The organism is Acidimicrobiia bacterium, from assembly GCA_040881685.1.
Classification (GTDB): Bacteria; Actinomycetota; Acidimicrobiia; order IMCC26256; family PALSA-555; genus SHVJ01.
In genome coordinates, this window is the sequence record JBBECS010000053.1 from 79,009 (window position 1) to 91,116 (window position 12,108).

The window sequence follows — 12,108 nt, forward strand, 5'->3', positions numbered from 1 at the left end:
GTCACGCGTCCCGTTGCTTCAGCGGCTCCCACCACCACCGGTTGTCGCGGTACCAGGTGACCGTTCCCTCGAGCGCCTCCCGGAACTCCCGCTTGGTATCCCATCCCAGCGCTCGGACCTTGTCGGTCGCGATCGAGTAGCGGCGATCGTGCCCGAGGCGGTCATCGACGTACTCGATCATCGAGTCGTCATGGCCCAGGATTCCGAGGATTGCATCGGTGACCTCGCGGTTGGTCACCTCGTTGCCCGCACCGATGTTGTAGATCTCGCCCTCGGATCCGGCGCGGAGCACCCGGTCGATACCCGCGCAGTTGTCCTCGACGTAGCACCAGTCGCGAACGTTCAATCCGTCTCCGTACAACGGCACCCGCTCACCTTCGAGGAGGTTCGTGACGAACAGCGGGATCACCTTCTCCGGGAATTGGTACGGACCGAAGTTGTTCGACGATCGCGTGACCACAACGGGCAGGCCGTAGGTCGAGTGGTACGAGAGCGCGATGACGTCAGAGGCTGCCTTCGATGCCGAATACGGAGAACGTGGGCCCAGGGTGTCGGTCTCGGAGAACGATCCTTCCTCGATGGAGCCGTAGACCTCGTCGGTCGACACGTGCAGGAAACGACCGACGCCGACGCGGCGGGCGATATCGCACATCACGTTCGTACCATCGCAGTTCGTGTGCACGAACTCGTCGGGCGACACGATCGAGCGGTCGACGTGGCTCTCTGCAGCGAAGTGCAGGACCGCGTCGTGCCCGTCTATCGCGCTGCGGACGGCATCGCGATCGGTGATGTCGCCTTTCACGAAAGCGAATCGCGGATCGTCGTCGAGGCCACGCAGGTTGTCGAGGTTCCCGGCGTACGTGAGCGCGTCGAAGACGGTCACCGAATCGTCGGACGACCCCAACACGAATCGGACGTAGTTCGAGCCGATGAAACCGGCGCCGCCCGTCACGAAGAGCTTCATTGCCCGCTCCTGGCGCTTCGCGCCGGGCCGCTCCACTCCAACTCGGCGAACGGCTTGGGGCCGCAGGGTACCTGCGGCGCGGGCGTTCGCCTCATGGGCGTAGACCCCAGTGAGGCCGGAGCCGCGCTTCGAGGTCGGCGCGCCGAGGATTCTGCTGGTCGCGGTCGGACAGCACCGGGTCTTTCACCCCCCAGTCGGCATCGACGGCCGGGTCGTCCCAGGCGACACCAAGCTCGTCGTCGGGGTTGTAGTAGCCGTCGACCAGATAGGTGATCGTCATGTCGCTCAGCGCGGCGAACCCGTGTGCGACACCCGGTGGGATGAACACGCCGCGGTGATCGTGGGATCCGTCATCGCGGGCGCCGAGGTCGATGACGAGCGTGGCACCGTCGGTCGGGGAGCCGACTCGCAGGTCGTGGAGCACGACCCGAGCGCGACCGAATGGCACATACCAGTAGTCGGCTTGGTGGAGGTGGTAGTGCAGGCCGACGACCGAGCCGAGCTGGCGGTCGGCCCGGTTCGCTTGCACCATCTCGCGGCCTTGCGGAAACCACTCGCGTCGGTAGGTCTCGACGAACACGCCGCGCTCGTCACCATGAAGCTTCGGGTCGACGACGTACACACCCGCAACGCTCTCGGACTCAACGACGGTGGCCATCACCGTCTCTTGTCTAGCCGAAATCGGTCGTCGAACCGCGACCGACCCGTGCATTCGCCGCACATACGGTCGTGCCAAGATGCGCGCATGGAGCTCGAATGGGTCGGCGGGTCCGTCGATCTCCGATGTCCGGTGTGTGCCCATACCGAAGATCAGGATCTGCTCGCGCGTGTCGACGTTCCGTGGCGTGACGAACCGGTTGACATCGCAAGGTGCAGCGAGTGTGGCGCGGTGGTGTTGGGGGCGATGTTGCCCCCGTCGATGTACACCGACGCCGACTGGGACTGGTACGTCGAGCAGATCGCGGGTATCGAGGCAATCGCCGACACGCTCGGGCAGACCGGGATGCGCCGCGGTGTGCGGATGCTCGATGTGGGATGCGGATACGGCTTCGCGCTCGACCTCGGCCGCTTCCTGTTCGAATGGGAGGGCGTGGGGCTCGACCCGTCGATCGCCGCAGCGCGTGGACGCCGCGACCTCGATCTCGACATCCGGCCCGGGACGCTCGACGATGCCTTCGAACCCGACGAGCGCTTCGATGTGATCTTCTCGTCGGAGGTCATCGAGCACATCGCCGATCCCCGCGACTTCCTCGCTGCGGTACGCCGTCGGCTTGCACCGAACGGCATCCTCGTGCTCACGACGCCCGACGCAACCGCGGTCACGCCCGAGACGCCGTGGACCACGCTGTACCCGGTCTTGTCGGTCGGTCTGCACGAGTTCCTCGTCGACGCACCCGGGCTCGAGCGCATGCTGCGTGACGCCGGCTTCCACGCGAGGGTCTGGCACGTCGGATTCAGCCTGCGAGCAGTCGCGTCGATCGCGTCCAAGGAGCTCGCCGCGGTCAGGCAGGAGACCCGCGTGGCGCTCGGCGACCTCGCCAGCTACTGCGAGATGCGCTGTGCAGCCGCCGAGCCGGGTTCGGCGCTCGCATTGGGAATGGCGACGCGCCAGCTCAAGTGGATGGTGAGCGCCCACGACTTCGAACGGGCGAGCGCGCATCTTCCCGAGCTCCGGCGGGCGCTGTTCGACCGGTACGCGATCGATCTCGACGATCCGAAGGTGCTCGTAGGTCGAGCCGCGCTCCCGGCGGTGTTGACCGTTATCTTCTACAACCTCGGACTGATTCAGCTGTGGCACGAGCACTCACCTCGGAGAGCGGCCGACTCCTTCGAGGCCGCGGCCTGGGCCGGTCGCGCGCAATGGGATCTCTACGGGCAGTACCAAGATCCAGAGACACCTGCATTCGAAGCGTTGGCCCGGGGTCACTTCGCACTTGCGCTCGCACGGATCGCGCCCGAACACGTCGCGGCGGTGCTCGAAGACCTCGACGAGGGTGTCACGCGCGGCGCCGGCGATGTAGAGATGGCGGCGACGGCGCGCGCTCGCGCCGAGGCGGAGCTGACATCACGCCGGTCGCCCACGCGGCGCGCCTACCGTCGCCTTCGCAGCGCTGCTGGTCGCGTGCGGCGCCGACTCCGTCGCCGCGTGTAGAGGTCGCTACTCGAGGTCGACCTTGGAGTGGTCGCCGAGCATGAGTCGCAGTGCGTGCGGCACCTGGCCCGAGCGCGTGACCTCGACGTGGCGGCCGACGAGTGAGTCGGCGATGCCGGGAACGCCGAGGATCTGGCTCCCTTCGAGCACGACGGAGTGGTCGACCTCAGAGTCGCGGATCTCGCAGTCGGCTCCGATCGAGGTGAACGGTCCGACATAGCTGTTCACGATCTGTGTCCGCTCCCCGATGATCGCCGGACCTTGGATGCGCGAGCCAGTGACTCGCGCGCCGGTGCTGATCACGACCCGGCCTTCGATGCTCGACTCGGCGTCCACCGTTCCGTGGTTCGCCGGCTCGAGGCGTTCGAGCAGGTAGCGGTTGCTCTCGAGCAGCGGGTCCTTCTTACCGGTGTCGATCCACCACCCTTCGAGTACCTCGTGCACGACGCGATGGCCGGCGTCGAGGAGCCACTGGATCGCGTCGGTGATCTCCAGCTCGCCGCGCCCCGACGGCTTGATCGCGCGCACAGCCTCGTGCACGTGCGTGTCGAAGAGGTACACGCCGACGAGCGCGAGGTCCGACGGTGGATCGGCGGGCTTCTCCACGAGCCGGACGACTTCGCCGGAGCCGTTCACCTCGGCGACGCCGAACTGCCGCGGGTCGTCCACGTGCGCCAGCAAGATCTGCGCGACGGGCACGGCGCTCGACGCCTCGGTGCGCGCAGTCTCGAAGCGCTCGACGAACTGACTGAGCCCTTGCTGAAGCAGGTTGTCGCCGAGGTACATCACGAAGTCGTCGTCACCGAGGAAGTCTCGGGCGATGAGCACGCAGTCGGCGAGACCACGCGGCTCGTCCTGGGGGATGTACGTGACCTTGGCTCCCCACCGGGATCCGTCGCCGACAGCCTCGACGATCTCGTCGGCGGTGTCGCCCACGATGATGCCGAGGTCCGTGATGCCGGCCGCGGTCATGTCCTCGATGCCGTAGAAGAGGATCGGCTTGTTCGCCACCGGCACGAGCTGCTTCGCGCTGGTGTGCGTGATCGGGCGCAGCCGTGTCCCGGCGCCCCCGCAGAGGATCAGTCCCTTCACGGCAAGAAGTATTTCGCTTCTGGGTGGGGGACGATGATGGCCGAGGTCGTCTGCTCGGGTTCGAGCTGGAACTCTTCGGTGAGCTCCACGCCGATGCGTGACAGGTCGAGCAACTCGTCGAGCTTGGTCTGGTCCTCCAGGTCCGGGCACGCCGGGTAGCCCCAGGAGTACCGCGAGCCCCGATACTGCTGGCGGAACAGCCCGGCAATCGTGGGTCCGTCCTCGTCGGCGAAGCCCCACTCGTCACGGATGCGCCAGTGCCAGTACTCGGCGAGCGCCTCGGTCATCTCGACCGACAGGCCGTGCATGAACAGGTATTCCTGGTAGCGATCGGCGGCGAAGAGCTCGCGCTCGCGCTCGGTGGCAGCCGATCCCATCGTGACCACGTGGAACGCGGCGAAGTCGGGGTCCCCCGATTCGACCGGACGGAAGAAGTCGGCGATGCACAGGTGCCGGTCCTTGCGCTGGCGCGGGAACGCGAAACGGAGCCGCTCCGTGCGCCGGTCGGTGTCGGTCCACACCACGAGGTCGTTGCCGTCGGAGTTCACCGGGAAGTAGCCCCAGACGACCGCGGGCACGAGGGTGCCCTCTGCCTGTGCCTTGGCCAGCTCTTCGCGCAAGCGTGGCCGGAGGCGCGCCTTGAAATCGTCGTCGTTCTCGGAGAGCTTCTTGTCTGGGCGGAACTGCCACTGGTTGCGGAAGAGCGCGGTCTCGTTGATGTACGCGGCGATCTCCTCGAGCGCGATCCCCTTGGCGATCCGAGCGCCGATGAACGGAGGCGCGAACACCGGCACGTCGGTGGCCACGTCGGAGCGGCCGACGACAACGTCGGTGTCGTCCTCCTCGCCGAGTTGGCGTCGAGAGGGAGTGTCTCGTCCGATCGGCTCGCGTCCGAACGCGGGGTCGAGCCCGCCGCTGCGCTTGCCCTCCATCAGCGCGTCCATGGTCCGCAGCCCTTCGAACGCGTCCTTGCCGTAGAACAGCCGGCCCTCGTAGATCTCTCGCAGGTCGCGCTCGACATAGCTGCGCGTGAGCGCCGCTCCGCCGAGCATCACGGGTGTCTCGCTCAGACCGAGTGAGTTCATCTCCTCGAGGCTCTCGCGCATGATCAGCGTGCTCTTCACGAGGAGCCCGCTCATCCCGACCGCGTCGGCCTCGACCTCCTTGGCCTTGTCGACGAACGCCTGGAGCGGCGCCTTGATGCCGATGTTGTGCACGTCGTAGCCGTTGTTGGTGAGGATGATGTCGACGAGGTTCTTGCCGATGTCGTGCACGTCGCCCTTCACGGTGCCGATCACCAGCGTGCCTTTGCCGCCCGCGTCCGCCTTCTCCATGTGCGGCTCGAGATGTGCGACCGCGGCCTTCATGGTCTCCGCGCTCTGGAGCACGAACGGAAGCTGCATCTCGCCGGACGCGAAGAGCTCGCCGACGACCTTCATGCCGTCGAGCAGCACGTCGTTCACGATCGCGAGCGCGGGGAGGGAAGTGAGCTGCTCGTCGAGGTCGATCTCGAGCCCATCGCGCTCGCCGTCGATGATGCGGTGCTTGAGGCGCTCACCCACCGGCCATCCCGACCGGTCCTCGCGTTCGACGGCGTCGGCCGTCACGTCGGCGAACGCGGCCATGAGCTGGTGGAGCGGGTCGTAGTCGGGTCGTCGGCGGTCGTACACGAGGTCGAGTGTCATCTCACGCACGCCATCGGGGATCTTGTGCATCGGCATGATGCGCGCCGCGTGGACGATCGCGGAGTCGAGCCCGGCTTCGACGCATTCGTGGAGGAACACGCTGTTGATCACGTGACGAAGCGCGGGCTTCAGACCGAAGCTCACGTTCGACACCCCGAGGATCGTGGAGACGCCGGGGAGCTCGGTCTTGATGCGGCGGATCGCTTCGATGGTCTCCATGGCGTCGCGCCGAAGGTCCTCTTGACCGGAACCGAGCGGGAACGTCAGGCAGTCGAAGATGAGGTCCGTTGCGTCGAGTCCGTACTCGTCGACGGCAAGGTCGTGGATGCGCTTGCAGACCCGCAGCTTCCAGTCCACCGTCCGCGCTTGGCCCTCCTCGTCGATCGCGAGGCAGATCACGGCCGCGCCGTACTCGCGCGCGAGGTTGAACACCTTGTCGAGGCGCGAGCCGGGGCCCTCGCCGTCTTCGAGGTTCGCGGAGTTGAGCAGAGCCTTGCCGCCGGAGTGCTGGAGGCCCGCCTCCATGACGGGTGCCTCGGTCGAGTCGAACACGAGTGGCAGCGAAGCCTGTGTGGCAAAGCGGGACGCGAGCTCGTGCATGTCGGCCACGCCGTCGCGCGCGACGTAGTCGACGCATACGTCGAGGATGTGCGCCCCCTCCTTGACCTGATCACGCGCCATCTGCACACAGGTGTCCCAGTCGGCCTCGAGCATCGCGTCGCGGAACTTCTTCGAGCCGTTGGCGTTCGTTCGCTCACCCACGATCAGGATCGAGGTGTCCTGTGCGAACGGGACATGCGTGTACACCGACGACGCGCCCGGCTCGTGGTCGGGGTGTCGCTCGGTCGGAGTTCGTCCCCCGACGCGGTCGACCACCTGACGTAGGTGCTCGGGCGTCGTGCCGCAACATCCGCCGACGATGTTCACGCCGAGCTCGCTCGTGAAGCGGTCGTGCGCGTCAGCGAGCTCTTCCGGCGTGAGGTCGTAGTGCGTGCGACCGTCGACGATCGACGGGAGTCCGGCGTTGGGCAGGCACGAGAGGAATGGGCGCGCGTGCTGCGAGAGATAGCGCATGTGCTCGACCATCTCGCCGGGACCGGTGGCGCAGTTGAGACCGATCACGTCGGGCCGCAGTGCGTCGAGCGCCGTGAGCGCGGCACCGATCTCGGAGCCGATGAGGAGCCGGCCGGTCGTCTCGACCGTGACCTGCACGATGACCGGCACCTGGCGTCCGGCCGCGGCCATCGCTCGCCGGGCCGCGACGATCGCCGCCTTGCCCTGCAGCAGGTCCTGCACCGTCTCGATGATGAGAACGTCGACGCCGCCTTCGATGAGCGCGGCCATCTGCGGCAGGTACGCGTCGCGCAGCTCGGGGAACGTGACGTGCCCGAGTGACGGGAGCTTTGTGCCTGGCCCGACCGATCCCACCACCCACCGCGGCCGGTCGGGGGTCGCGAAGTCGGCGGCGACTTCCTTGGCGAGCTGTGCCGCCACGACGTTGATCTCGTGGGTCTTGTCGGAGATCTGGTACTCGTCGAGGACGACGGGGAACGCGCCGAAGGTCGCGGTCTCCACGGCGTCCACACCGACCTCGAAGAACGAGGCGTGCATCTCACGGACCAGATCGGGCCGAGTGAGCACGAGGTGCTCGTTGCATCCTTCGAGCGACGGTCCGCCGAAGTCGGCTGCGTCGAGCTCGTGACCCTGCATCCAGGTGCCGAATGCACCGTCGAACACGAGCACGCGCTCACGCAGGTGCTCAAGGAAGTCGGGCATATCGGAGCAATGGTACTGGAGGGTGGACGCGTTCTCTGTGGTCGATTGTTCGTAGACTCCGCAGCGATGATCACCTTCAGCACGACGAATCAGACCGCGGCGCGGGTACGAGCCGATCTCCTCGTTGTCCCGTTCTTCGCTGAGCGCGAGGCCGGTCCTGGAGCCGACGTCGTCGACGCGGCCCTCGGAGGCGCGTTGGATGCGTTCCTCGAAGACGCCGGCTACAGCGGCAAGGTCGGCGAAACCCTGACCGTCCCGCTGTCGGCTCGCTCGAGCGCGAAGGCCGCGGTGCTCGTCGGCCTCGGGCCGCGCACCGAGATCACCCCGGCGGTGCTGCGCCGGGCCGGCGCTGCGCTCGCTCGCCGCGCCTCCAAGGCCACCTCGGTCGCGACCACGCTCGCTGCCGCGGCCGGCGACCTCGAGCCCGAGGTCGCCGCGGGTGCCGTTGCCGAAGGCGTGTCGTTGGGCTCGTACCGCTTCCTCGAGTACAAGTCCGACGGCGAAGCGTCGCGGCTGCGCCGCGTGGTGCTCGTGGGTGTGGGGGGAGCGAAGGTGGACACCGCGTTGAAGCAAGCGCGGGTGATCACCGACGCAGTGAGCTGGGCTCGCGACATGATCAACGAGCCTGCCGGCGCGAAGTCACCCACCGACTTCGCTGCGGCGGCGCGCCGGCTGCTCACCGGGAAGGGCGTGCGCGTCACCGTGCTCACCGAGGCGCAGATGCGTGCGCAGCGGATGGGCGGCGTACTCGGCGTCGGACAGGGCTCGGAACGACCGCCTCGCTTCGTGAAGGTCGTCTACGAACCCACGGGCGCGAAGGCGCGAGGCACGTTGGCGCTGGTCGGCAAGGGCGTCACCTTCGACTCCGGGGGCCTCTCGATCAAGACGTCAGGCGGCATGGAAACCATGAAGACCGACATGTCCGGGGCAGCTGCCGTGCTCGCCGCGATGTCGACCCTGCGAGCGCTCGGCGTGCGCAACCGGGTCATCGCCTATGCGCCGATGGTCGAGAACATGCCGAGTGGCAATGCCATCCGACCGGGCGACGTGCTCAAGATCCGCAACGGCAAGACCGTCGAGGTGCTCAACACCGACGCCGAGGGCCGGCTCATCCTGGCCGACGCGCTCGCACTCGCCGCGTCCGACAAGGTCGACGCGATGGTCGACGTGGCCACCCTCACCGGCGCGTGCGTCGTGGCGCTCGGGGAGAAGGTTGCCGGGTTGATGGGGAACCACGACGAGTGGGCGGACCAGGTGCGCGCCGCGTCCGAGCGCGCCGGTGAGGCGATGTGGCCATTGCCGCTCCCCGACGAATATCGCAAGCTGCTCGAATCCGAGGTTGCCGACCTGCGCAACATCGGTACGAGCGGCATGGGCGGCGCGCTCACCGCAGGTCTCTTCCTCGAAGCGTTCGTCGATGACGTGCCCTGGGTCCACCTCGACATCGCCGGCCCCGCCCGAGCAGCCAGTGACGACGGCGAGCTCACCAAGGGTGGCACCGGCTTCGCAGTCAGAACCCTCGTAGAGGTAGCTCGCACCTTCGAGCTTCCTACCCCAAAGCCCAAGAAAAAGGCGACGAAGAAGGCAGCGACGAAGAAAAAGACAGCATCGAAACGAACGCGCCCAAAGAAAACCGCGAAGTCAAGGACGAGCCGCTAGGTCTTGACCCTCTCGAACAGGTTGTTTGAGCGCCGCCTCCGGCGGCGCATGCAAACAACCACTAGGTGTGCGGCTGGCAGAGGTCGTCGTACTCGGCGATGGTGATGGGGTCGGCGTTCTCGCCGCAGGTGGGGCAGGCCGGGTCGCGGCGCACCTTGAACGTGCGGAAGCTCGTCTCGAGCGCGTCGTACGCGAGCAGCCGGCCGATGAGCGGGTCGCCGAGATCGAGGAGCAGCTTGATCGCCTCGAGCGCCTGGAGTGACCCGACGATGCCGGGCAGCACGCCGAGCACACCGGCTTCGGCGCAGCTCGGCGCGAGCTCGGCCGGCGGTGGCTCGGGGAGCATGCAGCGGTAGCACGGTCCCTCGTACGGCTTGAACACCGTGACCTGACCCTCGAAGCGGAAGATCGAGCCGTGCACGACCGGGATCCGCTCGATGAGCGACGCGTCGTTGAGCAAGTAGCGCGTCGGGAAGTTGTCGGTGCCGTCGACGATCACGTCGTAGCCGCTGATGATCTCGAGCACGTTGTCGGCGCCGAACCGCACGTCGTACGTGACGACGTCGACGTCGGGGTTGAGCTGCGTGAGCGTCTTTTTCGCGGAGTCGACCTTGCGCTCACCGATGCGATCCATGTTGTGGAGGATCTGGCGCTGGAGGTTCGATTCGTCGACGACGTCCATGTCGACGATGCCGAGCGTGCCGACACCCGCAGCCGCGAGGTACAGCGCGGCGGGAGAGCCGAGCCCCCCTGCGCCGAGGAGCAGCACGCGCGATTCGAGCAGCTTCTGCTGACCGGCCTCGCCGACCTCAGGAAGGAGGAGGTGACGGGCGTAGCGGTTGCGCTGCTCGGGGTTCAGGACCGCAGGCGTGATCCACGGGCGACCCTCGTTCTTCCAGCGACCGAAGCCACCGGCCATGGAGACCACGTTGGTGTACCCGAGCTCCTGGAGCGTGTCGGCACCGAAGGCCGTGCGGATGCCGCTCGCGCAGAACAGCACGATCGGCTCGTCCTTGTCGGTGACCGTGTTCTCGATCTTGCTCTCGAGGTGGCCGCGCGGGAGGAAGACCGAGCCCGGGATCGTGCCTTGCTCGTACTCGTCGAGCTCTCGGATGTCGATGAAGGTCGCGTCGCCGAGCGTCGACTCCGCGTCGACGGGGTCGACCTCGCGAATTCGCTGCTTCGTGGCTGCGAGAAGCTCTCGGAAGCCGGCCATCGACCGGGCCTTTCGTTCGTCCAGACGAGGGGATCGTAGGATCTTCGGACAGAAATCCTACCCTACGGGTCAGTTATTCCCAACACCTCTCAGGAGAGCACATTCCTTGATGTCACGCCGACGAGTCTCGCTGCTCGCTTTCTCCCTGTCGTGTGCGCTCGTCATCAGCGGCCTCGTGGCGCCAGCTGGTGCGACGGCGCGCGCGGGGGGTGGCGAGAAGTCCGTGACGCTGTTCCCGGTGTCCGTGCGCGAGACGAGTGAGGGATCCGTCGGTGGCGCGCATCCCGTCACGATCCACCTGCGCGAGGGTGGTGGCGACACGTTCCGCGTCGGCTTCACCGAGGACGAGGTCGCAGGCACCGGCGACCAGTGGCGCGCCGCTGGATGGAACGCGGCAACGGTCGCAACGCTGCTGACGGGCTCCCCACTCGGTGGGAACGAGATCACGTTCGACCTCAACGGGCGCATCGACGGCCCGAGTGCCGGCGCGCTCATGACCATCGGGGTTCTCTCGCTGCTGCGCGGCGACAAGATCAAGAAGAACATCACCATGACCGGGACGATCAACCCGGATGGAACGGTCGGGCCTGTCGGCGGGATTCCCTACAAGGTGGATGGCGTCGTCGAGGCGAAGAAGACCCGCATGCTGATCCCGATCGGGCAGCGCAACAGCCCCGACGACACGGGCGCGCCGGTTGACGTCGTCGACCTCGGCCTGGAGAAGGGCGTCCAGGTCAGTGAGGTCGCCGACATCTACGAGGCGTACGAGGAGTTCACCGGCAACGAGCTCCCGCGGCCCCAGGGTGGTGACGTGGAGCTGAGCCCGCGCGCGTACGACGCGCTCGAAGGCTTCGTGAATGACTGGCTTACCGAGTTTGACGGGCAGGCGGGCCTGTTCAACAGCCTCGACCCGTCGATCCAGGAGCTGTTCCTCGACACCATCGTCGCCGATGCGAACGCGGCGCAGCAGCGCGCCGTCTCGCTCTCTCAGCAAGGGCTTCAGGCCGGCGCGTACGTCGACGCGCTCGAAGCCGCCGGCCTCGCCCGCGCGGCCGTGACGGCCGGAAATGCGGTGCAGACGCTGCTGACCGCAGGCGTGGAGGCGTTCAAGAGCGAGATCGTGTCGACGGCCGCGGTGGAGGACAAGGTCGACGCGCTGGTCGAGCAGCTCAAGGCGCAGAAGCCGAAGACGCTCGGTCAGGTGAGCGCGCTCATCGACGGCTACGGGAATGCGTTCGACGCGCTCGCCGTCACGTTGTTCGCACAGGACCTCTTTGCGCAAGCTGATGCAGCCCCCACGATCGACGAGGCGCTCGAGCCCGCGCTCACCGGCGCGCTCTTCTATTCGATCGTCGGAACGCAGGTCGACGCGGCGGAGCAGCTGCTCGACCTGGCTCCGGGCGGCGCGCGGTTGAAGAAGGAAGTTGACCCGGAGCAGGCCGCCGACTTCTTCCGTAAGGCCGCCGAGGCGAACTTCCAGGCGTTCGAGACGATCTTCGTCGAGTCGCAAGCCGATGCTTCCGGGATCTCCTCCGACCAGGTTCGTGAGTTCCTGGCCGGCCAG

Annotated in this window: 8 protein-coding genes; 3 read left to right on the forward strand and 5 right to left on the reverse strand. The window is 67.1% G+C overall.

Going from position 1 to position 12,108, the window contains the following annotated elements; all coding sequences use genetic code 11:
• Window position 1: 1 nt before the first annotated feature.
• Both rfbB and WEE69_14145 read right to left on the reverse strand, forming a co-directional pair.
• The gene (rfbB, locus tag WEE69_14140; GenBank protein ID MEX1146436.1) at window positions 2-964 is read right to left on the reverse strand and encodes a dTDP-glucose 4,6-dehydratase; all 963 of its coding nucleotides are present in this window, start codon (window positions 962-964) and stop codon (window positions 2-4) included.
• A gap of 91 nt (window positions 965-1,055) precedes the next feature.
• Window positions 1,056-1,622: a dTDP-4-dehydrorhamnose 3,5-epimerase family protein gene (locus tag WEE69_14145; GenBank protein MEX1146437.1), complete on the reverse strand. Its 567-nt coding sequence runs from the start codon at window positions 1,620-1,622 to the stop codon at window positions 1,056-1,058.
• Between the two features lie 87 nt (window positions 1,623-1,709).
• On the opposite strand from WEE69_14145, the gene WEE69_14150 reads away from it, so the two are divergent.
• Window positions 1,710-3,116, forward strand: coding sequence for a class I SAM-dependent methyltransferase (locus WEE69_14150; GenBank protein MEX1146438.1), 1,407 nt, complete (start codon window positions 1,710-1,712; stop codon window positions 3,114-3,116).
• A gap of 6 nt (window positions 3,117-3,122) precedes the next feature.
• Here the strand turns inward: WEE69_14150 and WEE69_14155 are convergent, their stop codons facing one another.
• Together WEE69_14155 and metH are read right to left on the reverse strand one after the other, a co-directional pair.
• The gene (locus WEE69_14155) at window positions 3,123-4,208 is read right to left on the reverse strand and encodes a glucose-1-phosphate thymidylyltransferase (protein MEX1146439.1); all 1,086 of its coding nucleotides are present in this window, start codon (window positions 4,206-4,208) and stop codon (window positions 3,123-3,125) included.
• Window positions 4,205-7,669 carry a methionine synthase gene (gene metH / locus WEE69_14160; GenBank protein MEX1146440.1) on the reverse strand — a complete coding sequence of 1,155 codons (3,465 nt, stop codon included), beginning with the start codon at window positions 7,667-7,669 and terminating at the stop codon, window positions 4,205-4,207. Before metH ends, WEE69_14155 begins: the two co-directional genes overlap by 4 nt.
• 66 nt (window positions 7,670-7,735) lie before the next feature.
• Here metH and WEE69_14165 point away from each other — a divergent pair, with 66 nt between their 5' ends.
• Window positions 7,736-9,328, forward strand: a complete 1,593-nt coding sequence (locus WEE69_14165) for a leucyl aminopeptidase (GenBank protein ID MEX1146441.1) — start codon at window positions 7,736-7,738, stop codon at window positions 9,326-9,328.
• 61 nt (window positions 9,329-9,389) lie between these two features.
• On the opposite strand, the gene moeB is transcribed toward WEE69_14165, so the two are convergent.
• Window positions 9,390-10,544, reverse strand: a complete 1,155-nt coding sequence (gene moeB / locus WEE69_14170) for a molybdopterin-synthase adenylyltransferase MoeB (protein MEX1146442.1) — start codon at window positions 10,542-10,544, stop codon at window positions 9,390-9,392.
• Window positions 10,545-10,653: 109 nt separating this feature from the next.
• Here moeB and WEE69_14175 point away from each other — a divergent pair.
• A partial coding sequence (locus WEE69_14175; GenBank protein MEX1146443.1) for a S16 family serine protease occupies window positions 10,654-12,108 on the forward strand: 1,455 nt, incomplete at its 3' end.

Coding starts and splice junctions, on each gene's coding strand:
- WEE69_14165 (MEX1146441.1), top strand. CDS start 7,736: ATGATCACCTTCAGCACGACGAATCAGACCGCGGCGCGGGTACGAGCC.
- WEE69_14150 (MEX1146438.1), top strand. CDS start 1,710: ATGGAGCTCGAATGGGTCGGCGGGTCCGTCGATCTCCGATGTCCGGTG.
- moeB (MEX1146442.1), bottom strand. CDS start 10,544: ATGGCCGGCTTCCGAGAGCTTCTCGCAGCCACGAAGCAGCGAATTCGC.
- rfbB (MEX1146436.1), bottom strand. CDS start 964: ATGAAGCTCTTCGTGACGGGCGGCGCCGGTTTCATCGGCTCGAACTAC.
- metH (MEX1146440.1), bottom strand. CDS start 7,669: ATGCCCGACTTCCTTGAGCACCTGCGTGAGCGCGTGCTCGTGTTCGAC.
- WEE69_14145 (MEX1146437.1), bottom strand. CDS start 1,622: ATGGCCACCGTCGTTGAGTCCGAGAGCGTTGCGGGTGTGTACGTCGTC.